This is a genomic window from Paraburkholderia fungorum, from assembly GCF_046027605.1.
GTDB classification, from domain to species: domain Bacteria; phylum Pseudomonadota; class Gammaproteobacteria; order Burkholderiales; family Burkholderiaceae; genus Paraburkholderia; species Paraburkholderia fungorum_F.
Map to the genome: position 1 here is coordinate 438,442 of NZ_JAQQEF010000003.1, position 21,437 is coordinate 459,878.

At 62.0% G+C, this 21,437-nt stretch carries 22 protein-coding genes and 1 riboswitch; of the genes, 10 read left to right on the plus strand and 12 right to left on the minus strand.

Annotation, left to right across the window (positions count from 1 at the left end; all coding sequences use genetic code 11):
* Positions 1–141: 141 nt before the first annotated feature.
* The 5 genes from PQR53_RS08045 to PQR53_RS08065 are packed head-to-tail and all read left to right on the plus strand — an operon-like array spanning position 142 to position 4,905.
* Positions 142–1,221, plus strand: a complete 1,080-nt coding sequence (locus PQR53_RS08045) for an ABC transporter substrate-binding protein (RefSeq protein ID WP_408452141.1) — start codon at positions 142–144, stop codon at positions 1,219–1,221.
* Positions 1,218–2,042 carry an ABC transporter permease gene (locus PQR53_RS08050; RefSeq protein ID WP_408452143.1) on the plus strand — a complete coding sequence of 275 codons (825 nt, stop codon included), beginning with the start codon at positions 1,218–1,220 and terminating at the stop codon, positions 2,040–2,042. Before PQR53_RS08045 ends, PQR53_RS08050 begins: the two co-directional genes overlap by 4 nt.
* Before the next feature lie 38 nt (positions 2,043–2,080).
* Positions 2,081–2,989 (plus strand): ABC transporter permease, encoded by a 909-nt coding sequence (locus tag PQR53_RS08055; protein WP_408452349.1) that lies wholly within the window; start codon positions 2,081–2,083, stop codon positions 2,987–2,989.
* Positions 2,986–4,032, plus strand: a complete 1,047-nt coding sequence (locus PQR53_RS08060; protein WP_408452144.1) for an ABC transporter ATP-binding protein — start codon at positions 2,986–2,988, stop codon at positions 4,030–4,032. Before PQR53_RS08055 ends, PQR53_RS08060 begins: the two co-directional genes overlap by 4 nt.
* A 45-nt stretch (positions 4,033–4,077) precedes the next feature.
* Complete coding sequence (locus tag PQR53_RS08065) at positions 4,078–4,905, plus strand: phosphodiesterase (RefSeq protein WP_408452146.1); 828 nt, start codon at positions 4,078–4,080, stop codon at positions 4,903–4,905.
* An 18-nt stretch (positions 4,906–4,923) separates the two neighbouring features.
* Here the strand turns inward: PQR53_RS08065 and PQR53_RS08070 are convergent, their stop codons facing one another.
* Entirely contained in the window at positions 4,924–5,409 is a 486-nt protein-coding gene (locus PQR53_RS08070; RefSeq protein WP_408452148.1) for a DUF2569 domain-containing protein, read from the minus strand.
* A gap of 375 nt (positions 5,410–5,784) precedes the next feature.
* On the opposite strand from PQR53_RS08070, the gene PQR53_RS08075 reads away from it, so the two are divergent.
* Complete coding sequence (locus PQR53_RS08075; protein ID WP_408452150.1) at positions 5,785–6,978, plus strand: MFS transporter; 1,194 nt, start codon at positions 5,785–5,787, stop codon at positions 6,976–6,978.
* Positions 6,979–7,968: 990 nt separating this feature from the next.
* Here the strand turns inward: PQR53_RS08075 and PQR53_RS08080 are convergent.
* The 5 genes from PQR53_RS08080 to PQR53_RS08100 all read right to left on the minus strand — a co-directional run bounded on the left by PQR53_RS08080 (position 7,969) and on the right by PQR53_RS08100 (position 10,512).
* Entirely contained in the window at positions 7,969–8,397 is a 429-nt protein-coding gene (locus PQR53_RS08080; protein WP_408452151.1) for a response regulator, read from the minus strand.
* Between the two features lie 20 nt (positions 8,398–8,417).
* Positions 8,418–9,050: a response regulator gene (locus tag PQR53_RS08085; protein ID WP_408452152.1), complete on the minus strand. Its 633-nt coding sequence runs from the start codon at positions 9,048–9,050 to the stop codon at positions 8,418–8,420.
* Between the two features lie 320 nt (positions 9,051–9,370).
* Positions 9,371–9,943: a ferritin-like domain-containing protein gene (locus PQR53_RS08090; protein WP_323047314.1), complete on the minus strand. Its 573-nt coding sequence runs from the start codon at positions 9,941–9,943 to the stop codon at positions 9,371–9,373.
* A gap of 88 nt (positions 9,944–10,031) precedes the next feature.
* Complete coding sequence (locus PQR53_RS08095; protein WP_006052455.1) at positions 10,032–10,193, minus strand: DUF1328 domain-containing protein; 162 nt, start codon at positions 10,191–10,193, stop codon at positions 10,032–10,034.
* Positions 10,194–10,335: 142 nt separating this feature from the next.
* A complete protein-coding gene (locus PQR53_RS08100) occupies positions 10,336–10,512 on the minus strand; it encodes a DUF1328 domain-containing protein (RefSeq protein WP_179733025.1) in 177 nt (58 codons plus the stop codon).
* 304 nt (positions 10,513–10,816) lie between these two features.
* Here PQR53_RS08100 and PQR53_RS08105 point away from each other — a divergent pair, with 304 nt between their 5' ends.
* A complete protein-coding gene (locus PQR53_RS08105; RefSeq protein ID WP_408452351.1) occupies positions 10,817–12,223 on the plus strand; it encodes a sensor histidine kinase in 1,407 nt (468 codons plus the stop codon).
* 232 nt (positions 12,224–12,455) lie between these two features.
* Positions 12,456–12,590, plus strand: a complete 135-nt coding sequence (locus PQR53_RS08110) for an entericidin A/B family lipoprotein (protein ID WP_012433647.1) — start codon at positions 12,456–12,458, stop codon at positions 12,588–12,590.
* Between the two features lie 254 nt (positions 12,591–12,844).
* Here PQR53_RS08110 and PQR53_RS08115 read toward each other — a convergent pair whose 3' ends face one another.
* Complete coding sequence (locus PQR53_RS08115; protein ID WP_408452154.1) at positions 12,845–13,639, minus strand: DUF4397 domain-containing protein; 795 nt, start codon at positions 13,637–13,639, stop codon at positions 12,845–12,847.
* 363 nt (positions 13,640–14,002) lie between these two features.
* Between PQR53_RS08115 and PQR53_RS08120 the strand changes: the two genes are divergently transcribed.
* A complete protein-coding gene (locus PQR53_RS08120; RefSeq protein ID WP_408452156.1) occupies positions 14,003–16,102 on the plus strand; it encodes an oxidoreductase in 2,100 nt (699 codons plus the stop codon).
* Between the two features lie 104 nt (positions 16,103–16,206).
* Here PQR53_RS08120 and PQR53_RS08125 read toward each other — a convergent pair whose 3' ends face one another.
* From PQR53_RS08125 to PQR53_RS08145, 5 genes are all read right to left on the minus strand, one after another.
* The gene (locus tag PQR53_RS08125) at positions 16,207–17,148 is read right to left on the minus strand and encodes an EamA family transporter (protein WP_408452158.1); all 942 of its coding nucleotides are present in this window, start codon (positions 17,146–17,148) and stop codon (positions 16,207–16,209) included.
* Positions 17,149–17,514: 366 nt separating this feature from the next.
* Entirely contained in the window at positions 17,515–17,763 is a 249-nt protein-coding gene (locus tag PQR53_RS08130) for a pentapeptide MXKDX repeat protein (protein ID WP_408452160.1), read from the minus strand.
* Between the two features lie 123 nt (positions 17,764–17,886).
* Positions 17,887–18,690 (minus strand): molybdopterin-dependent oxidoreductase, encoded by an 804-nt coding sequence (locus tag PQR53_RS08135; RefSeq protein WP_408452162.1) that lies wholly within the window; start codon positions 18,688–18,690, stop codon positions 17,887–17,889.
* Positions 18,691–18,740: 50 nt separating this feature from the next.
* Positions 18,741–19,388 (minus strand): cytochrome b/b6 domain-containing protein, encoded by a 648-nt coding sequence (locus tag PQR53_RS08140; protein WP_408452164.1) that lies wholly within the window; start codon positions 19,386–19,388, stop codon positions 18,741–18,743.
* Between the two features lie 191 nt (positions 19,389–19,579).
* Positions 19,580–20,044 (minus strand): hypothetical protein, encoded by a 465-nt coding sequence (locus PQR53_RS08145; RefSeq protein ID WP_408452166.1) that lies wholly within the window; start codon positions 20,042–20,044, stop codon positions 19,580–19,582.
* Between the two features lie 565 nt (positions 20,045–20,609).
* On the opposite strand from PQR53_RS08145, the gene PQR53_RS08150 reads away from it, so the two are divergent.
* Positions 20,610–21,020 carry a GreA/GreB family elongation factor gene (locus tag PQR53_RS08150; protein ID WP_408452168.1) on the plus strand — a complete coding sequence of 137 codons (411 nt, stop codon included), beginning with the start codon at positions 20,610–20,612 and terminating at the stop codon, positions 21,018–21,020.
* A gap of 153 nt (positions 21,021–21,173) precedes the next feature.
* A riboswitch (TPP riboswitch) is annotated at positions 21,174–21,292 on the plus strand.
* Positions 21,293–21,437 lie beyond the last annotated feature (145 nt).

Below are 21,437 nucleotides of genomic sequence, written 5' to 3' on the forward strand. Positions count from 1 at the left end.
GTACTCCGGGTCTCTTTGCCCACGCTGTCTTTTACGGACGGTTTGCGCTGATCGTCTGGAATGTCCCTCGGCAACACCCTATTTGCGCTATCGACTTCGAACCCCGAACCACCCGTTCTCTTTCTCTCCAGGAGACCCGCAGTGATCCGCTCTTCAACACGCCATGCTTCCTCGATCAAACCGCTCTGGCGGCGGCTCGTCCGCACGACGGCCACCGCGCTGTCCGTCGGCATGATCGTCACCGCCGCGCTCGCCGCCCTAGCGCCGCAAGCGGCCCACGCCGACGAAACCGCGATCTGCTACAACTGCCCACCCGAATGGGCCGACTGGGCGGGCCAGATCAAGGCGATCCAGCAAAAGACCGGCATCCGCGTACCGTTCGACAACAAGAACTCCGGCCAGTCGATTGCACAACTGATGGCCGAGCAGAAGAGCCCGGTTGCCGACGTGGTCTATCTCGGCGTGTCGTCGGCGTTCCAGGCGAAAGACAAAGGCGTCATCCAGCCGTACAAACCCGCGCACTGGGACGACATTCCGGCGAACATGAAGGACCCGCAAGGCTACTGGTTCACGATCCACTCGGGCACGCTGGGCTTTTTCGTCAACAAGGACGCGCTCGAAGGCAAGCCGGTTCCGCGTTCGTGGGCCGACCTTCTGAAGCCTGAATACAAAGGCATGATCGGCTACCTCGATCCGTCGAGTGCGTTTGTCGGCTATGCGGGCGCGGTCGCGGTAAATCAGGCACTCGGCGGCACGCTCGATAATTTCGAGCCGGGCCTCGACTGGTTCCGCAAGCTGAAAGCCAACGCGCCGATCGTGCCGAAGCAGACCGCCTACGCGCGCGTGATGTCCGGCGAAATTCCGATCCTGCTCGACTACGACTTCGACGCTTATCGCGCGAAGTACAAGGATCACGCCAATGTCGAATTCGTGATTCCGAAGGAAGGCACGATCTCGGTGCCGTACGTGATGAGTCTCGTGAAGGGCGCGCCGCATGAAGCGAACGGCAAGAAGGTGCTCGATTTCGTACTCTCGGACGAAGGCCAGAAACTGTGGGCCGAAGCCTATCTGCGTCCGGTACGCGCGAAAGCCATGACCCCGGAAATCGCCGCTAAATTCTTGCCTGCAAGCGACTATGCGCGCGCCAAAACGGTCGACTTCGACAAAATGGCCGCGAAGCAATCGAGCTTCGGCGAGCGTTATCTACAGGTGATGCATTGAACGACGTCACGTTCCCGCTGCGCTGGCGCGTCGCATTGATCGCCCCGGCGCTGGCGGTTTTTATCGCGTTCTGGCTGCTGCCAATGGGTGCGCTCGCGCAAATCAGCGGCGACGGTCACGCGTTCGCGACCTATCGCGCGATGCTGACCAATCCACGCTATATGTCGAGCCTCGGCGCCACCGTCGTGTTGTCCGCGGCGGTCACGGCGGCAACCCTGGTGCTCTCGGTGATCGCCGGCCTGCTGCTGGCGCGCCGTGAATTTCCGTTGAAACGCACGTTGCTCGCATTGCTGACGTTTCCATTGGCATTCCCAGGCGTCGTGGTCGGCTTCATGGTCATCATGCTGGCCGGACGTCAGGGTTTGATCGGCGCGCTGTCGCTGAAACTCACCGGCGAGCGCTGGGTGTTCGCTTACTCGATGAGCGGCCTCTTTCTCGGCTACCTGTACTTCTCGATTCCGCGGGTGATCGTCACGGTGATGGCGTCAGCCACCAAGCTCGATGCGTCGCTCGAAGAAGCCGCGCGTTCACTCGGCGCATCGCCGTGGCGCATTACGCGCGACATCGTATTGCCCGCGTTGTCGCCAGGCCTGATCGCGGCAGGCGCCGTCTGTTTCGCAACCGCGATGGGCGCGTTCGGTACCGCCTTCACACTGGCCACCGACATCGACGTGTTGCCGATGACCATCTACACCGAGTTCACACTGAACGCCAACATGGTGACGGCCGCGGGTCTCTCGATCGTGCTCGGCATCGTCACATGGCTCGTGCTGACGTTCGCTCGCAGCGTGAGCGGCTCGGCGGTCGCGGCGAGCGCATGAGCATGAGCCGCGTGTCCAAACCGGATGACAAGACTTCGATGAATTCCCTCACCGCTCCAATCCAGCCGAGCGCAAAACCACGCTCGCGGCCCCTCAGGCCGCCAACGTCACGCACGTGGCTGGCAGCCGGTCAGTGGCTCGTTACGCTGCTGCTGTGTGCGTTTCTGATCGTGCCGGTCGTAATGTCGATCATGGCGGGGCTCACGGTCAACTACTTCAAGGGCGTATCCAGCGGGCTCACGCTGCGCTGGCTAGGCGAAGTGTGGACGCAGTATCACGACTCGGTGTTTCTATCGCTCGAGGTGGCGGCCGCAACCTTGTTCATCACGCTGCTGACCGGCGTGCCGGCCGGCTACGTGCTGGCTCGCAGCAAGACGCGGCTCTCGCGCGTCATCGAAGAGTTTCTGGTGCTGCCGATCGCGCTGCCCGGCCTCGCTTCCGCGCTTGCACTGCTGGTGGTCTACGGCGGCTTCACGATGTTTCGCATGAGCGTCGCGTTCATCGTCGTCGGGCACGTGGTGTTCACGCTGCCGTTCATGGTGCGCGCGGTGGCGGCCGTGTGCGCGAGCAGCGATCTGCGCACGCTCGAAGAAGGCGCGGCAAGTCTCGGCGCGAGCTTTTTCCAGCGCTTCCTCACGGTCGTGCTGCCGAATGCGCGGCCTGGGATTGTCGCTGGCGCGCTGGCGGTGCTGACGCTCTCGATCGGTGAATTCAATCTGACGTGGATGCTGCACACGCCCGACACCAAGACGCTCCCGGTCGGGCTCGCCGACACCTATGCGTCGTTACGCATCGAAATCGGCAGCGCGTACACGATTCTGTTTTTCATCATGACCATGCCGCTGCTCGTTGCCATGCAATGGCTCGGCGTCGATGCGACCGGCCAGCGCAGCGCGGGCAAAAAGCGCGCGAACGCCTCTCCTTTGAAGTCCACACCTACGCCATGAAACTCGACTCCGTTCCCATCACGCTCACGCAATGCGCGAAAACGTTTCGCGGCACGCGCGTGCTCGAACCGCTCGATCTGCACATCGGCGCCGGTGAGACACTGGTCCTGCTCGGCCCGTCCGGTTGCGGCAAGACCACCACGCTGCGCATGATCGCGGGCCTCGAAACACCCGACGCCGGCGGCTCCATTGCCTTTGGCGATGAAGATGTCACCGCGCTGCCGATCGAAAAACGCCAGGTGGGAATGGTGTTCCAGAGCTACGCGCTGTTTCCGAATCTGACCGTGCGCGGCAACATCGGCTATGGACTGAAGATCAAACGCGTACCGGCCGAAACCGCGCGGCAACGCGTCGACGAACTGCTCGCGATGATGCGTCTCACCGCCCACGCCGACAAACCCATCGATCAGTTGTCGGGCGGCCAGCGCCAGCGAGTTGCATTGGCGCGCGCGCTCGCCGTGCAACCTCGCGTGCTGCTGCTCGACGAACCGCTCACCGCTCTGGATGCGCGGTTGCGCGATACGTTGCGCAGCGAAATGAATACGCTGCTGCGCGAACTGGGCATCACCACCGTCTACGTGACGCACGATCAGGCCGAAGCAATGGAACTTGGCGACCGCATCGTCGTGATGAGCGCGGGGCGCATCGAGCAGATCGGCTCGCCGCGCGACATTTACTATCGTCCGGCAAATCGCACAGTCGCGCAGTTCGTCGGCACCATCAACCGGCTGGCGGGCGAACGGCGCGCGGGTCTGCTGACGACCACCGGCGGCGCTGTCCCGCTGCCGGCAGGTCCCGCGCAAACAAGCGCGGCGCACGAAATCTTCTTTCGCCCTGAAGACGCCTACCTCGCCGACCCGGCTGACGCCCAATTGCGCGGCCATATCGAAAGCACGGCGTTTCTCGGCGAACGCACCCGTTTGACGATTGGTGGCGCCGCGCCGGACGCCTTGCTGATCGATGTCGCCGGCCGGGTCGAACTCGCGCGCGGCACGCCGGTCGGGATATCGATCGCCCAGGATGCGCTGATTGCGCTATCGTAATGACGCCGCGCTGTGTTTTAGCGCGACATAAGAAAGGAAATCCCCATGCTGCTAGCTCAAATCAGCGACCTGCATATCAAGCGGCTCGGCGCGCTGGCCTACCGCCGCGTCGACACCGGTGCCTATCTCGCGCGTACCATCGCGGCGCTCAATGCGCTCGAGCCGCGTCCCGATGCTGTGATCATGACCGGCGACCTCGTCGATCAGGGCGACCCCGAACAGTATGAATATTTGAAGGTGCTGCTCGCGCCACTCGAGATCCCCTACTATCTGCTGGTGGGTAATCACGATGAGCGCGCTGCGTTGCGCGCGGCATTTCCCGATCGCGCGGAATTGCACAGTGGCGGCAAGTTCGTGCAATACGCGGTGGATGTCGGCCCATTGCGGATCATCGCACTCGATTCGATGGTGCCCGGCGAAAGCGCCGGCAATCTGTGCGATGCGCGCTTAACCTGGCTCGCTGCACAACTCGATGCCGCGCAAGGCAAGCCCACGGTGGTGGCGTTGCACCATCCGCCGTTCGTCTGCGGCATCGGGCATATGGATGAATTGCGGCTCGATCCCGCGGCCGCCGACAAACTCGCCGACCTGATCGCGCGTTATCCGAATGTGGAGCGGGTGATTTGCGGCCATGTGCACCGGCCGATGTTCGTGCGGTTTGGCGGCACGATTGCGTCGGCGGTGCCGGCGCCCGCGCATCAGGTCGTACTCGATCTGCGTGAGGATGCGCCCTCCGCATTCGCCATGGAGCCGCCCGCTTACGCGCTGCATCGCTACGATCCCGCGACGGGCATCGTCACGCATCACGCGTATGTCGATGCAGCGGATGGGCCGTATCCGTTTTACGAACCTGAAGGCGCGCTGATCGATTGACGGTGCCGCCTCGCCGGCTCAGGCGGCGACGAAAGTTTGCTGTACGCGCCGGGATAGCCTGAAATACGGTATCCCGAGCGCGGCGGCGACAACGGCCTGAATGAAATCGTCGAGCGGAATCGCAATGTCGATGCCAATGGCGTTGGCCATATGATCGCCAAGCAGATAGGCGATGGTTCGCATGACCACGATGACCAGCAGCCACGCCTGCACCTGAACCGGAAAGCGCGCCGATTTGCGCCACGCGAGCAGCGCCAGCCAACCGGCGCCGGCAACGATAAACGAGCTGGCGATCACATCGCAGCCGACCATCGAGATGACGGTGCGATACCAGCCGTGCGTTTCGGGACGCACGAAAACCGCCAGCAGTTCCCATTCGAGCATGAGCTTCAGCGGGTCGCGCAATGCGACCGCGGTTGAAAGTACCCATGCGGCGAGGCAGATCAGGGCGATGAACAGCCAGCCGCCGATGCGTCGAGGCTCGGATTTCGAAGTTGTGTTCATGAAATGGGTGATGTCAGGGATCTTGTTACGCGCGCCGATTCTACGAACGAAAACCGAACGACCATCTCATTTTTATCGCGAACTCTGCGGGGCAGCCGCCGCGCCACGCCCGTTAGCGCTCTGCCGGAGCGGTTGCCCGGCTTGTGCCGCGCCTGTGCATCGCGTGTTCGCTGTCGTTTCGCCTCGACGTCGAGCAGGCGCCACATGGGGCTCCCGTTCCCCTGTTGCGTGCCGGCCGTTTCCCCGCCGCATTGCCTTCGCGCCCACGCCGGCACTGCAGGGCGCACCGGGAACCGTCAGCACGATCCCTCCTGCTCCGGTATGATCGGCACGCTTGAGGACCGTGCATGGGCCGGTCCGTCGACGATTCCTCTCATGTCCACATCCGACGCTTCTACTCCCGCTTCCGCCGACCGGTCGTTGCGCGGCCTGCTGCTCCTGCTCGCGACGATTGCCGGCGTATCAGTCGCGAACATCTATTACAACCAGCCGCTGCTCGACAATTTCCGGCAGTCGTTTCCGAACGGCGCCTCGTGGGTTGGTGCGGTACCGGCCGTGACGCAGCTCGGCTACGCAGCCGGGATGTTGTTGTTGGCGCCGCTCGGCGACCGTTTCGATCGGCGCTTCCTGATCCTGTTGCAGATCGCGGGCATGTGCGTCGCGCTGGTGCTGGCGTCCGCGGCACCCACGTTGTCGGTGCTGATCATCGCGAGCCTTGCGATCGGCGTGCTCGCCACCATCGCGCAACAGGCGGTACCGTTCGCAGCCGAACTCGCGCCTGCCGCCGAGCGTGGCCATGCGGTCGGCACCGTGATGAGTGGACTGTTGCTGGGGATTTTGCTGGCACGGACTGCCGCGGGCATCGTCGCCGAGTATTTCGGCTGGCGCGCGGTATTCGGTGCGTCGGTCGTCGCACTGCTGGTGTTGGCGGTGGTGATCATCCTGCGTCTGCCCAAGAGTAAGCCGACGTCGACACTGCCGTACGGCAAACTGATGGTCTCGATGTGGCACCTGGTGGTCGAACATCGCGCGCTGCGTGAAGCCTCGTTGACGGGCGCGGCGATGTTCGCGGCGTTCAGCATTTTCTGGTCGGTGCTGGCGTTATTGCTGGCGGGCCCACCGTTTCATTTTGGGCCGCAGGCCGCCGGGCTATTCGGGATTGTGGGGGCCGCGGGTGCGATGGCCGCGCCGCTCGCCGGCAAGTTTTCCGACCGGCGCGGACCGCGGGCGATTATCACGCTGTCGATTGTGCTGGTGGCGATTTCGTTTGTGGTTTTCGCCTTGTCGGCGAAGAGCATTGCTGGATTGGTGATCGGCGTGATCGTGCTTGATATTGGCGTGCAGGCTGCGCAGATTTCGAATCAATCGCGGATTTACGCGCTGAAGCCTGATGCGCGGAGTCGCGTGAATACGGTTTATATGGTGGCTTATTTTATTGGCGGCGCCGCGGGGTCGGGGGTCGGTGCTGTGGTTTGGCCGGCTTTTGGATGGGTTGGAGTTAGCGTTGCTGGGGTTGGTTTTGCCGGGCTGGCGGCGTGGAATCATTTGAGGCTTCCAGCCAAGGGGTGAATGCCTGCGGCGCTTGTTCGTGTCTGTGGTTTTAGGGCTTTGGCGTTGGCTTGATTTCTTTTGTTTGCGTTGCGCTTTGTTTGGCTGTGCTTTTATGGTGTTGGCCTTTCCTTGATTTCTTATTGGTCTATTAGTGTTGCCCCTGTGCGGGGCGGCACTTACTTTCTTTGCCGCGGCAAAGAAAGATAAGCAAAGAAAGCCGCTCACACCGCCAGCTCACAAGCGGGTCCCCCGCACAGTCGCGGTAGTGGTGCATCTGGAATCTGCGTTCTCGCACATTCGGCGCGAGTGACAAGGCCGTCATACTTCCCGCCTCGCACTGCGCGCTCGCCGGAAAGGTTCATCGAGAACCCACGGTTTCTTTGGCGCGTGATGGGATTCGCGGCTTCGCCCCGGACCCGTGGCAGTCATCTCTTTCGCTTCGCAACGCTGTCATACTTCCGGCGGCGCTGCGCGCGCCGAAGAGCGCTTCTTCAAATCACCCGCAGCGTTTTTCGCGGTCACGCTTCGTTTGGCGCAGTAGCTGGGTCTGTATCGCCCATATGCATCTCTGCCTCTGCCTCTCTCCCGGTTATCGTCAGGGCATTTTGCCGGGGTGAAACCGATGAGTCCCAACGCGTCCAAACGAAGCCTAATGTTTCAGATGAACCCTTCTGGCGAGCACGCAGTGCGAGGCGGGAAGTATGACTGCCTGGTCACTCACGCCGAATGTGCGAGGACACCGATTCCAGATGCTCCACTACCGCAACTGTGCGGGGGACCCGCTTATGGGCTGGCGGTGTGAGCCGCTTTCTTTTGCCTATCTTTTCTTTGCGGCAGGCAAAGAAAAGTAGGTGCCGCCCCGCACAGGGGCGACGCTAATAGACCAATAAGAAATCAAGGAAAGGCCACCGCCATAGGCATACAGACAAAGCGCCAAACAGGCAAACAAAACCGGGGAAACCCCACCGCCACAGGCAGACAAAAAAACCCAAAAACCAAACCAACCCCTCACCCAGCGCCCCGCGCAAACGCATACTCATGTAAAGCATCAATCACCCGATCAAACTCGAACGACTTATCGTAAAAGTGCCGCACACCATATTGCTCGCAACGCTCCCGATACGCCGGCAAGGCGTGATTCGTCAGGACCGCGGAAAACACCGAATCGATCAGCCCCTCGCGCTGCAAATAAGCAAGCACCGGCACCCCTGACCCCTGCTTCAGCTGCAAATCCACAATCACCGCATCAAAAGCCTCATCGCTCAACAAAGCAATCGCCTGATCGGCAGAATCCGCATACGCGGCCACCCGCAGCAAACCCGATGCATCGATCGCCTCGACCAGGCTTCTGCGGATCAGCGGCGAATCCTCGATCAGCAGCACGCGCAACGGCGCGCGACTGGCTGGCTCGACAACAGGTTTCGATTCGCTATTCATCGATGTGTCTCGATCGTTCATTATTCGATCAAGCCGTTCTTGATCGCGTAATAAGTCAGATCGGCATTGTTCGCCAACCGCATCTTCTCCAACACGCGAGCCCGATACGTACTCACGGTCTTCACGGACAAATGCAATTCCTCCGCAATCTCTGTCGGAATCTGTCCCGCCGCAAGCTTGCAGAAAATCTGGAACTCGCGCTCGGATAACGCTTCGTGCGGCCGCCCGGCAGCCGGCTTGTCAAGATTATCGGCCAGCGTATCGGCCACTGCCTCCGACAGGTAACGGTGCCCGCGTGCCACCGCGCGGATCGCCCGCACAATCTCCTCGGGCTCGCAATCTTTGTTGAGGTAACCGTTGGCGCCTGCCCGCAGCAGATTGATCGCGTATTGGCTCTCCGGATAGCCCGACAGAATCAGCACGCCCTGCTCCGGTCGCACCTGCTTGATCACACGCAACGTGTCGATGCCGTTCTTGTCCGGCATCGCAATGTCGAGCAACACGACATCGAATGCCTGCTCCCGAACAAGGCTAATCGTTTCGTCGCCGGTCGCAGCTTCGGCCGCGACGCACATGTCCGCCTCGTCAGCGACGAACTGCCTGAAGCCACCTCGGACGATCGCATGGTCGTCAGCTATCAACACTCGAATCATCGGTCTCGTGTCCGTGCAATAGGATTGCTCCAAAGCAGACATTGTAATGACCTTCGCCAGCGCCTCGGTCGAAGGTGTAAAGCCACAGCACTAGAAACGGCGAACATTGCCGGCGCGGGAAACCATCCAGACCCTCCCGCGCCAGCAACCTGCAACTGGATAGGCGCAACCGCCGAAACAACAATTCGCATGGCGGACGCCCGGCGTCTATCGATTAACGTTTCTCAACATCCACGCTTATCGCCATCCGCTTCCCGACAACCCTACTTCTTGCCGTCCGCTTCTCGTCGTCCGCGCTGCTTTGCGTCACTTCAGACTTGCTACTCGCGGCCCTCAAGCAGATCCGCCATATCATCGGCATGCTCTTCTTCGACAGCGAGAATTTCCTCGAACAAACGGCGCGTCGTCACGTCCTTCTCGCCGAGATAATGCACGATCTCGCGATACGTATCGATCGCAATCCGCTCTGCGATCAGATTCTCGCGGATCATGTCCGTCAGATTGTCGCCTTCCTTGTATTCCGAATGCGAACGCGTCTTCAATCCGTCCGGCGCAAAATCCGGCTCGCCGCCCAGCTGCACGATGCGCTCGGCAATACGGTCGGCATGCTCCTGCTCTTCCGCCGCATGCTCCGCGAATTCTGCCGCCACCGCCTCGGAGTTGATGCCCTTGGCCATGAAATGATGCCGCTTATAACGCAGCACGCAGACGATTTCGGTCGCCAGCGAGTCGTTGAGCAGTTTCAGCACCGTCTCACGATCCGCGCCGTAGCTCTGCGTGACCGGCCCATCCGACATGTGCTTGCGCGCGTCGTCGCGGATCTTTTGAATATCCATCACGAACGGATCGCTGGATTGAGATGCTGCGCCTTGGGCGCCAGAAGACTTTGCCATTGATTCTCTCCTTTATCCGGTATTGGGGGGAATTGCGTACCACGCACGAATCGCGCCTGATACGCCGGTTTAAGGACGGCGTATTCGTCTACGTTCGGAAGACGCCGAGCAGCAGCGTGACCACGAACACGACGAGGAAAATGTAGAACAGGATCTTCGCGATTTCCGCAGCGCCCGCTGCGATACCCGTAAAGCCAAACACGGCGGCAATGATCGCAATCACAAAAAAGACGATGGCATAGTGAAGCATGGCGACTCTCCTTGTTGGTATCTGCGTACAACGAAGCTGGAGTGAACCTGAGCGCTCCTAAGGCAAATCTGAAGCGCAAACCTGAAACGAACCGCTCCCTCACAATCGCGGAAACGGCACGCACCGGCCTCATCGGGCGACGCTAATCGATGATTTTCTTCGTCACCACGAAGCCAAGCACGAGGAACACCACGCACAGAATCACGAACACGACAAACAGGAACTTCGCAATCGCCGCCGCGCCCGCGGCAACGCCGGTAAAGCCAAGAAGGCCGGCGATCACTGCCACGACGGCAAAGAACAATGCCCATTTCAACATGATGGCTTCCTCCAGAATCAACCAATGAACGATCAGGTTCATCCTATCGATCGGCAACGGCGGGCGCATTCCGACGCACGCCGTTTTTCGTGTGAGAATCCGCTTACATTGGATTACGGCAGCGTTACGCCACTTGCCTCGGTGATTTAGGCGCGAAGGATGCGACTCAAAGGGCAATGCACGCAATTCCTCCTCGAACCCTCGAGCCGGTGAACGTTACACTGTTGCCCCACCCCAGGAGCCGAATGTGCCGAATGTGTCGAACACGCAGAATCCAGGTGCCGCCGCGCGACTGAGCGACTGGATGCGCAATCGCAGTTGGGCGATCGCGATGACCGTGGCGATCGTCATCACTGTCGGCGGCCTCGTGATTCTCGAAACCGCGCGCGAGCGCATTGCCGCTGAATACGAAACCGCGCTCGAAGCACGCGACATCACCGTGCAACTGAGCACGCTCGCCAGTCAGCTAGCCAGTCTGAGCGCACACCAAAGCGATTTTCTTCTGACGAAGCAGGACGCGTCGGCTCATGGCTTTTGCGCGACCGCTGTGCGCATCAGACAGAACGAACAACAACTGAGCCGGTTCTACCGCGGCGGCAAGGCGGACAGCGCCGAGCTCGCGAGCTTCACGCAAATCGCCGCATTGATCGATGCGCGCATCGGTGCGGGCGCTGCTGCATTGCAACGCGCGGCACCGCAGCCACTCGATCTCTCCGCCTGCGGCAGCGCGAGCGAGGCCAGTCCCGCCGACGCCGCCCTGGTCGACAACACCCTCACGCTGCTGCGCGACAACGAGGAGCGCCGCGCGCAGCACGCGCTCGACGCGAGCCGCGCCGACCAGCGCATCTCCACGCTGTGCGCGGCCGGGCTGTCGGCGCTGAACATCGTGCTGTTCATCCTGCTGTTTCGCAATCTCGGCATCCAGATGGATCGGCAAGCGCGTGTGCAGCGTCAGTTGATCACGCAACAGGAAGAGCTCGACCAGCTCGTCAATGAACGCACGCGTCAGCTCGAAGCGCTGGGCTGGCACTTGCAGGCCGTCAGCGAGAACGAAAAAACCCAGCTCGCGCGTGAACTGCACGACGAACTCGGCGCCATTCTGACCGCGAGCAAAATGGACGTGGCCTGGGCCAATCGCAAACTGAAGGACAGCGCCCCGGACATCTCGGAGAAACTCAAACGCGCACTCGCCAATCTCGACCAGGGCATCGCGCTGAAGCGCCGCATCATCGAGGACATGCGGCCCACCGTGCTGGCGAACTTCGGGCTGGTCACCGCGCTGCGCACGCTCGCCGACGAAGCCGCGCAGCGCAACAACTGGATGCTCGAATCGCACCTGCCCGCCGACGATATCCAGCTCGACGAGCAAACCGAGATCGCGCTCTTTCGCGTGGCGCAAGAGTCGCTGACGAACGCGGCCAAGTACGCACACGCTTCCAGGGTGTCGATCGCCTTGCAGGTCGGTGACGGCCAGGTGGCGCTGCATATCGCCGACAACGGCGTCGGCATCATGCCTGCCGATCTGAAACGCACGCACACCCACGGCTTGCTCGGCATGCGCCAACGCGTCGCCGCGCACGGCGGGCGCTTCGATATCCAGCGCGGCGTGCCGAGCGGCACCGACATCCATGTGGTAATGCCGAGTGTCAGCACGGCAACGCCATCGGTCGATCTGCCGCCCTCGATGCCGTCGCAAACGTCCGTCGAATAAGGCCTTGCGACCTGTTGCAGAAACCCGTGTAGGCGTGCGCCGACGCAAACACCGGAGCACGCCTACAAAAAAATCGCAGCGCAACCGACAGCGCGATCCCCGCCCTTTTTTTACCATGCAATCAGACCGGATCGACTGGCGTAAGCCCCGGTCGGACGACAGCTAGCCCAGCTAGCACGGGCCGTAAAACATAGGCACGTCAACCGATGCATTCTCGACAAGGAGAACTTTCATGAATCGACTGATCGCTTTGCTTCTCATTGCAGGGACGGCTGCGCTCGCCGGTTGCAACACGATGGCGGGGGCTGGGCAGGACATTTCGAAGGGCGGCAACGCCATCACGAACTCAGCCGAACAAGCCAAGTAAGTTAGGGATAACCCATCGATTGCTGGGCGCCTCGCGGCACCTTGCAATGCACGATCTCCACGCCCGTCGCGGGAAACCGCGACGGGCTTTTTTCATGGCCCAAGCCGTCTGATCCGTGCGCGGCCCTCCAAACAAAACGGCGATCCACGCACGTGGATCGCCGCTCTGTCCTCCCAGGCCCTGTCGCTTATCGTGTATGTCGCATGCTATGTACGCATGCTGATTCGCAGGCTTGTTGACGCTTTATTGACGCCTTATTGGCCCGTCAGTGTATTCGCCAGTTCGACGCTCGGCGTGCTCGTATTGCCGTTCTGTGCAATCAGCAGATGGATCTGCCCCGGCACGAGCTGGCTCAGTGCCCCGGCGATCGGCACCGACGTCACCAGCCAGTCAGCGTTGTTCGACAGCGAGAAAGACTGCGACTGGAAGATCGGCGTCTTGCTGCCCGCTACCGTCGCGATCAGCACATATTGACCGCCGGAGACGTAGATCGAATCCTGACCGCTTGCCGGCACCGCATTCTTGAACGACACGCCTGCCATCGTCGGGCTGACCGCGCTAATGTTAGTGCTGGTTGCCTGAACCAGATAGAAGTCGAGGTTGGTCGCATTAGCCGATGCGTTGAAGCCACGCAGGCGCGCGCTGTTGGACAGCAGGCCCTTGTCGAACGGATCGTCGATCAGGCCGATATCCGGCGCGGCCAGGCCCGGCAAAGCCAGCACTGTGTATTCGTGGCCCTTCGCCACATCGGGGAAGTTGCCGCTCGCCAGCGCGGTCGTCGTGCCGGTCGCCGAGTAGCCGACGTTGGTCGAACCCGTATTGATGTTGGTGAAGTTCGTCACGCCCTTGTAGGCGATATTCGTTTGGCCCGATGGCGCCGTACCGTTCACGAGAAAGTCGACTGCCGGACCGCCCGGAATGGCGTGGATGAAATGAATCTCCGGGTTAGTCAAACCGAGTTCCTTGCCTACGTCGTCGGAGCCGCCACCGCACGCGCTCAAGACGGATGCAACCGCAACCACAGCCGCCATGGTTCGGATCATTTTCATTGTGTTCACCTATATCGATGTTGGGCGCTCGACCCGTTAATTTGTGGGCGCTCAGCTTCGGACATCGCGCCGTCTGAAACCTGGTCCGTCGGTCGTTGAAACGGCTTCAGCCCGGCTCTCCGAAATGAAGTGCCCCCTCCTATCCCTGCTGCACATCGCGCCTGTTTTTTATGAGCGGCGCGGTCCGTGTCGATGGACGCTCGCATTCAGCAATGCGTGTGCCGCAGGCTTCGATATGGCGTGTGCACCCTGAAGAATGTCTTACGGAGCAAGGAGTTGCGCGGATTAGAATTTTTCCTCGGAGGGTTGGCCCGATGAGCGGTGTATTGTTCGTGCGCGTCCAATACTTACACGGTCCTCTCCATGTCTTACCAACAATTACTCGCTGAACTCGACCTCGGCTCCACCAGTTTGCGCAACCGCGTGGTAATGGGTTCGATGCACACCGGTATGGAGGACCGATTCTGGAATTACCCGAAGCTGGCCGCGTATTTCCGCGAACGCGCGAAAGGCGGGGTCGGCCTGATCGTCACGGGTGGCATCTCGCCGAACCGGCAAGGCTGGCTGCTGCCCTTCGGCGGCACACTGAATTCGGTGTTCGACCTGCGCAACCACCGCTTGCTAACGGAAGCCGTGCATGCCGAAGGCGGCAAGATCGCGCTGCAGATCCTGCACGCGGGCCGCTATGGGTATCAGCCGTTCGTCGTGTCAGCGTCGGCGCTCAAGTCGCCGATCTCGAAGTTCAAACCGCGCGCGCTCACCGAAGCCGGCATTGCGCGCACCGTCCGCGACTACGCACGCTGCGCGCGCCTCGCCCAACGCGCAGGCTACGACGGCATCGAGATCATGGGCAGCGAAGGCTATCTACTCAACCAGTTCCTGTGTCCGCGCACCAACCAGCGTACCGACCGCTACGGCGGCAGCATCGAGAACCGCATGCGGCTTGCGCGCGAGATCGTCGAGCGCGTGCGCGCGGTGTGCGGCGAACGCTTTATCGTGGTGTACCGGATCTCGCTGATCGATCTGGTGGAAGGCGGCAACACCTGGGAAGAAACCGTGCAGGTCGCTCAGGCGCTCGAGGCCGCCGGCGTCACGATGTTCAACACGGGAATCGGCTGGCACGAAGCACGCGTGCCGACCATCGTGACTTCGGTGCCGCGTGCAGCATTCGCCGCGCTCAGCGCGCGGCTGAAGGCAGCGGTCAAGGTGCCCGTGATCGTGTCGAACCGCATCAATACGCCCGAGGTTGCGGAAGAACTGCTCGCTCAGGGAGCGGGTGATCTGGTGTCGATGGCGCGACCGCTACTGGCCGATCCGGAATTCGTGCTGAAGACCGCCGAAGGACGCGCGCACGAAATCAATACCTGTATCGCCTGCAATCAGGCCTGCCTCGATCACACGTTCAAGAACCAGCGCGCGAGTTGCCTCGTGAATCCACGTGCCGGCCGCGAGACCGAACTGGTCTATCGGCCGCTCGCAGGCCCGCAGGCCGCGCGTTCGGTCGCGGTGGTCGGCGCGGGCCCGGCGGGACTTTCCGCGGCGAGCGTCGCGGCATCGCGCGGGCATCGCGTGACCTTGTTCGATGCGAGCGCAACCATCGGCGGCCAGTTCAATCTGGCGATGCGCGTGCCGGGCAAGGAAGAGTTCAGCGAAACCATCCGTTATTTTCAGAGCCAGTTGCAGCGGCATCGCGTCGAGGTGCGGCTCGATACGCGTGTCGATCCCGCCCTGCTCGCGTCGGGCGCTTACGACGACGTGATCATCGCCACCGGCATCGTGCCGCGCAGCCCGGCGATTGCCGGCATCGACGGGGCGAACGTGCTGTCTTACGTGGATGTGCTGCGCGGTGCGCCGGTGGGACGCCGAGTCGCGGTGATCGGTGCGGGCGGGATCGGTTTCGACGTCAGTGAGTTTTTGCTGCATCGCGCCGGCGATCCTCTGCCGATGCCGCGCGATGCATGGCTCGCCGAATGGGGTGTCGATCTCGCGGTACGGGAACGCGGCGGCCTGCAACCGCCGGCGCCGGTGCAGCCGTTCCGCGAGATCTGGCTGTTGCAGCGCAAGGCGGGCAAGCTCGGTATGGGGCTCGGCAAGACCTCGGGCTGGGTGCATCGCGCGACATTGGCCAGAAACGGCGTGAAGATGCTGGGTGGCGTGTCGTATCTGGAGATCAGCGACCGCGGTTTGAAGATTGCGCGCGCAGGTGTCGAAGAATGGCTCGAGGTGGACACGATCGTCGTGTGCGCCGGGCAGGAATCGCTACGCGATCTGTATCCGGCAACGGCGGCACGAGGTGCGGACACGACGAGTGCTGCGAATGGGGCTCAACCCGCTAGCCACGCGGCAAGCCCCAATGGGGCGAAGGTTCCGCGCTATCACGTGATCGGCGGCGCGAAGGTCGCGACCGAACTGGATGCGAAACGCGCGATTCGCGAAGGTGCGGAAGTGGCGGCTGTGCTGTGACGCGGCGGCAAGCGTAAGTGACCGCTGCGCTCTCAAGCAACGAAACACAGAACGCGGCAACCGAGGAGCGATAGACAGGCAGCGGACTGCGAGCCGCCCGCGCCTCAAGCGAGGCCCTTCTTCCGGTAATCGAACCAGAAAGACAGAGCCACGCTGGCCAGAATCACGACGGTTGCAATCACCGTCGAATGCGTGACCGGCTCACCCAGCAACACCGCCCCAAGCGCCACCGCGACCACCGGATTCACGTACATGCAACTGCTGGCGATGATCGGACTCGTATGCCGGATCAGAAAGCCGTACGCGACATAGGCGGCCATCGTGCCGATCAGCATCAGGTAGATGAAGGCCAGCACCGGCAACACATGCACCTCCATCATCCGCTCGCCCGACGCCCACGCGACCAGTGTCGACATCGCGCCGCCCAGACCGATCTGCAACGAGGTCGATAGAAACAGGTCCGACGGCAGTTTCAGCCGTCCGGCGAGATGCGCGCCGCCGGCCCAGAAGAGCGCGCCGCAAAGGATCGCGAGACTGCCGCCCGCCGACCCCGGCGCGCTATCGCCATGACTCAGGATCGCGATACCCACCAGCCCGAGACCGACCGCGAACCACTCGCCTCTGCCGATCTTGCGCCCCGCCACCGCCGCGATCACCGTCGCGAACAGCGGCACAGTCGCGACCATCACAGCCGCGGTGCCAGTGCCGACGGTGCGCATGCCATAAGCCAGCATGCCGCTCGACAAGCCGACCAGCATCGTGCCGACAAGGCCGGCATTACGGATTTCAGCCGCGCTCGGCCAGACCGGATTGCGGCGCGCCGCGAAGATGAAGAGTCCGATCCCGGCAAACAGATTGCGCAGACCCGAGAGCAGCAAGGGCGGAAACGAACCGAGCGCGACGTGCACGGCGAGATAGGTCGAGCCCCACACGAGATAGACGACGGCGAGCGCGAGCGCGATCTGTCCATTACGGGACTGCGGCAAACGGACTGGGAAATTACGCGGGAATCCACGCGGAAAGCGGCTTGGGAGTTGCAGCGACATGGGTTCAATCCGCCTGTGCTGCTCGAGGTGCTGCGCCCCCGCTGAAGACCCTGGTTCGGGATGGCGGACACCGCATCGGCGATGCGGTCTGGCGGGCGAGGCTGGCGGACATGTCGGTGGAACAGGAAGACGATAGATGGCCAATGGGGCCACAACGCCGCGGCGGTCGAAAGAAATCGATTCACGGCTGACACGCGCCAAACGTTTGGCGCGACGCCGCATTATGCAGTAAGCGCCCACCGCGTCGCTCGAAAGAATCGTAACTTTTCGGCGTACTTGCAACAAAAAAGCCGGGGGTGTCCCCGGCTTTTGCCACGTCCGTATAAGGCGCGCCTCAAGCTATGCAAGCGGCATCGGCGGCAACGCTCAATTGGCCATTGCACCCGAGGCGTCGTGCTTCATGCCCATCGCGTCGCTGCCCTTTTTCATCTTGTCGTGCTTCATGGTGCCCTTCTTCATCGTGTCCTTCGACATGCTGTCCTTGGACATTGCATCCTTCGACATTGCATCCTTCGACATCGAATCGTTGGACATCGCGCCGCTTGCCTGCGCGAATGCGGCGCCCCCGCTGGTCAGGAAAGCGACGGCCAGTGCTGCGATTGCGAACTTTTTCATGGGATGACTCCGTTTCGTTATGGATGAATCAGATCCGGCTTTCAACTCGAGCCGGGGGTATTTCCGAAGCTTCTGCCGCCCGGGGTCGTAGCGTGCAGCCTGGCACCCGGCGACCCGCGCGCGTCAGGAGCCTCCGAACCAGTTGTAACCCTGGTCGACCCAATAGCCGCCGGGATACGTGTTGGTGACGAACATCTCGACGATGTGCTTCGGATTCTTGTAGCCGAGCTTGGTCGGCATGCGCAGCTTCATCGGGAAGCCGTATTTCGCGGGCAGACGCTCGCCGTCGTAGGAGAACGTGAGCAGCGTTTGTGGATGCAGGGCGGTCGGCATGTCGATACTTTCGTAGTAGTCGTCCGCGCATTTAAAGCCGACGTACTTCGCGCTCGTGTCCGCGCCGATGCGCCGCAGGAAATCGCTGAACGGCGTGCCGCCCCAGCGGCCGATCGCGCTCCACCCTTCCACGCAGATATGCCGCGTGATCTGCTCGGCATGCGGCAGCGCGTACAACTCGGGCAGGGTCCAGACACGCTGACCGGTGACGAGGCCGCTGATCTTCAGCTTGTAGCTGGAAGCATCGACATCGGGCACATCGTCGATGCCGTAGAACGCGTTGAACGGAAACGGCCGTGTGATCTGCGCTTCGGTGTAGGTCGGCGCGAGCTGCTTCGGATCGAACAGTGCGGCTTGCGCGCGGTCATTCAGACGCGATACCGCAGTGAGGAATGCGTTGACCGAATCGTTGTCGGTGAGCGAGCAGCCGGTCAGCATCGAGAGGCCACCGAGCGTCAGAAGCCGTTTGCCGAACAGGCGCCGCGACGGCATGGCGAGTTCGCGCCGGGCGTCGATCAGGATCGCTTCGCGGTCGAGCTTATCGTCAAACAGAGAGTCGACCTTTCGATCAGTTTTTGTCTTGAGCTTGTTCATGATTCGATATCCTTAAGCTTCGCACAGCCGTCTCTCGGTGGATGCGCGGCTTAGCGTCCGCGCAGCATCGCCAGCAGCGAGCGCGGCACGAGCGCCACCATCGCCAGATGCACGACGATGAACGCCGCCATCAGCGACATCGCGCAGAAGTGGACAATGCGCGCGTTGTCGTAACCGCCCATCAGTTCGCGCAGCAGCGGAAACTGCACCGATTTCCAGATCGCGAGACCCGAGAGCACCAGCACGAAGAGATCGCAGACGACGAACAGATAAGCGAATTTCTGCACCGCGTTGTAGACGCGCAGATCGGCGTGCGAGAGCTTGCCGGCGAGTGCGGCGCTGAAATCGTGCAGCACGGCGCGCGGCGAGACCGGCAGGAACTTGCGCACGAAGCGCCCGCTGGCGAGGTTCAGCGCGAGATACAGCAGACCGTTGAAGACCAGCAGCCACATCGCCGCGAAATGCCATTGCAGCGCGCCGCCGAGCCAGCCGCCGAGTGTGATTGCCGGCGCAAACGTCAAGCCTTTGAAGATCGGCGACGCGTCATAGATGCGCCAGCCGGACAGCATCATCAGGATCGCCGCGAGTGCATTGAGCCAATGCGTGATGCGCACCCACACGGGGTGAATCGTGTCGCGCCCCGGTATGGCGGGGGGAACTGTTTCGCTGAAAGCTCGGCGGGTTGGTGCGGTTCGCATGGCGTGCTCCATCAGGATCTGCACGTTTGTCGAACCACGAGACCGGTTATGACAGCCGGTTTTGAATTTTTATTTCTGGTTTGAGTGGTTCGCTTACCGTCGCGACCATTTCATGCTGTTCAGGCCCGCGGGGCGCGGCGCGTCTGCGCGCTTGCAGGCGAGTTGCCGCAAAGCGCCCCGCAGAGCGTCCCTCAATCGTAACTAACGACAACCGTCACCCGGGTACCCTGCGCGGCACTCTTCGGCGCAAGCGACAACACCCCGCCGTCGCGGCCGATCCGGTAGTGCCCATCACGGGCGGCGCGAAACACCCGCCCGCCGCTATCGACAAAACGCTCAGCCAGGACGCCACGCGCCGTCGCGCCGTTGTTCACCTGAAGCGCGACATCCGCGCCCGTGGCCATACCCGGTGGCGCGCTAAAGGTCAGCGTGACCGCTGAAGCCGTCTGCGCTAGCCGCCCGCCGCCTGCGCCGATCCGGGCCCCGGCAGGCACCAGGACTGGGGCCGCCGAAATCACCAGTTGCGGCGCCACGATCGCCCCAGAGAAATTAATCGTTCCGCCACTCGCGGCCACCGCCGGCATCGGGGCTGCAACCAGCGCCGTCATGACCGTGGCCGCGCTGAACGCTCCGAACCGCCCTATTCCCGTTTTCATCAGCACATCTCCTTAAGCCGTCTCATCTCGCATCGCGCCATTGACGCGCCACCCGCCGCCCGTCGCTCGACGAGGTGACGGCCGCCCCTACAGGCGCATTAACGGCAGCGCCGTGACGGCCTTGAATGCGGCGGCCTTGAATGATGCTGCGGGGGACCCCACGCCACCCTGTGCGATAAAGACACGCCGCCCCCCCGTGCATACGGCACCTCCCGGCAGCATTTAAGGAGACACCCGGCCGTGCTAACATTCACCTTTCGATTGCGCCGATCAAGCTTTCTTTCCGGCGCTCACCCAAACATCTTTCACTCTCTGCCGGCTACCCCGATGCGCTTTCCGATCTCCCGTGCCTTCAATCGCTTGCGCCCCCGCCGCGCAACCGGTTGCGCGCGCACGGGCATGTCGATGCCGCACCCCAGCCAGCCGTTCCGAACGCTCCCGCTTCTCGCCGCCCGGCGCCCGATCTGACGTTGCTCCCTCCATCACCGGAGCCACGTCGTCGGGCTCCGGGCTGATCTCATCCGTACGCCATTCCCCTATATGCAGATCAATTGGAGAACCTGTCATGAAAAAGACGAAAACCTGTTACCTCACCGAACTCGACGCTGCCCGGCTTGAAAAGCACGCGGCCGCACCCGGTGCCGATGCCAAATTGCAAGACATGCTCGACGACGTCCTGGAACGCGCCGTGATCGTCGAATCGCGCGACATCCCCGCGAACATCGTCACGATGAATTCACAAGCCACGCTGGTCGACGAAACCAGCGGCGAGCAGATGACCTGGACGGTCGTCTATCCGCCCGATGCGGACTTCGCGCAAGGCCGCCTGAACGTGTTTTCGCCGGTTGGTCTCGCGCTACTCGGCGCCAAGCGCGGCGAACGCATCCGCTTTACACCGCCGAGCGGCACGGAGAAAGTGCTGAAGCTCGAAAAGATCCTGTTTCAGCCCGAAGCCGCCGACGATTTCACGCTGTAACGCAAGCACGCTCGCGCTTCAGATTTCCGCACCGCATCACACCCGGCAGCCCTATTACCATAAGAATAGTGCGCGGCTGACCGGCGTTATCTCCGAGCTCTGACTTTTTCAAGACGGGTTGCCAAGCAGCGCCCGGCCGGTGTATCGTGTGCGCTGCTAACGCGGGGGTCCTGCGTAGCGCGGAGGTTGGAGGTCCGTGTTGCGTGGGTGAGAAATACCCTTTGAACCTGATCTGGATAATGCCAGCGCAGGGAAGCGTACGGATTTCGCACTCCAGCTTTATCGCCTCACTTCTCGCGAATCCGACAACTTCCATCTCGTCTCCTGCTTAGCGGCCCCGAATGGGACTGGAGTGGGTGCTTTGCGCCAACTCTCGTCGACCGCAACAAGTTGCATGGGACCGGAGTAAGGCACTAA

What these genes read in the sequence shown, in the direction of transcription:
- PQR53_RS08060 (WP_408452144.1), top strand. Translation starts at nt 2,986, where the DNA reads ATGAAACTCGACTCCGTTCCCATCACGCTCACGCAATGCGCGAAAACG.
- PQR53_RS08085 (WP_408452152.1), bottom strand. Translation starts at nt 9,050, where the DNA reads ATGATTCGAGTGTTGATAGCTGACGACCATGCGATCGTCCGAGGTGGC.
- PQR53_RS08135 (WP_408452162.1), bottom strand. Translation starts at nt 18,690, where the DNA reads ATGAACAAGCTCAAGACAAAAACTGATCGAAAGGTCGACTCTCTGTTT.
- PQR53_RS08130 (WP_408452160.1), bottom strand. Translation starts at nt 17,763, where the DNA reads ATGAAAAAGTTCGCAATCGCAGCACTGGCCGTCGCTTTCCTGACCAGC.
- PQR53_RS08090 (WP_323047314.1), bottom strand. Translation starts at nt 9,943, where the DNA reads ATGGCAAAGTCTTCTGGCGCCCAAGGCGCAGCATCTCAATCCAGCGAT.
- PQR53_RS08075 (WP_408452150.1), top strand. Translation starts at nt 5,785, where the DNA reads ATGTCCACATCCGACGCTTCTACTCCCGCTTCCGCCGACCGGTCGTTG.
- PQR53_RS08100 (WP_179733025.1), bottom strand. Translation starts at nt 10,512, where the DNA reads ATGTTGAAATGGGCATTGTTCTTTGCCGTCGTGGCAGTGATCGCCGGC.
- PQR53_RS08120 (WP_408452156.1), top strand. Translation starts at nt 14,003, where the DNA reads ATGTCTTACCAACAATTACTCGCTGAACTCGACCTCGGCTCCACCAGT.
- PQR53_RS08125 (WP_408452158.1), bottom strand. Translation starts at nt 17,148, where the DNA reads ATGTCGCTGCAACTCCCAAGCCGCTTTCCGCGTGGATTCCCGCGTAAT.
- PQR53_RS08140 (WP_408452164.1), bottom strand. Translation starts at nt 19,388, where the DNA reads ATGCGAACCGCACCAACCCGCCGAGCTTTCAGCGAAACAGTTCCCCCC.
- PQR53_RS08055 (WP_408452349.1), top strand. Translation starts at nt 2,081, where the DNA reads ATGAATTCCCTCACCGCTCCAATCCAGCCGAGCGCAAAACCACGCTCG.
- PQR53_RS08145 (WP_408452166.1), bottom strand. Translation starts at nt 20,044, where the DNA reads ATGAAAACGGGAATAGGGCGGTTCGGAGCGTTCAGCGCGGCCACGGTC.
- PQR53_RS08070 (WP_408452148.1), bottom strand. Translation starts at nt 5,409, where the DNA reads ATGAACACAACTTCGAAATCCGAGCCTCGACGCATCGGCGGCTGGCTG.
- PQR53_RS08110 (WP_012433647.1), top strand. Translation starts at nt 12,456, where the DNA reads ATGAATCGACTGATCGCTTTGCTTCTCATTGCAGGGACGGCTGCGCTC.
- PQR53_RS08065 (WP_408452146.1), top strand. Translation starts at nt 4,078, where the DNA reads ATGCTGCTAGCTCAAATCAGCGACCTGCATATCAAGCGGCTCGGCGCG.
- PQR53_RS08095 (WP_006052455.1), bottom strand. Translation starts at nt 10,193, where the DNA reads ATGCTTCACTATGCCATCGTCTTTTTTGTGATTGCGATCATTGCCGCC.
- PQR53_RS08080 (WP_408452151.1), bottom strand. Translation starts at nt 8,397, where the DNA reads ATGAATAGCGAATCGAAACCTGTTGTCGAGCCAGCCAGTCGCGCGCCG.
- PQR53_RS08115 (WP_408452154.1), bottom strand. Translation starts at nt 13,639, where the DNA reads ATGAAAATGATCCGAACCATGGCGGCTGTGGTTGCGGTTGCATCCGTC.
- PQR53_RS08150 (WP_408452168.1), top strand. Translation starts at nt 20,610, where the DNA reads ATGAAAAAGACGAAAACCTGTTACCTCACCGAACTCGACGCTGCCCGG.
- PQR53_RS08105 (WP_408452351.1), top strand. Translation starts at nt 10,817, where the DNA reads ATGCGCAATCGCAGTTGGGCGATCGCGATGACCGTGGCGATCGTCATC.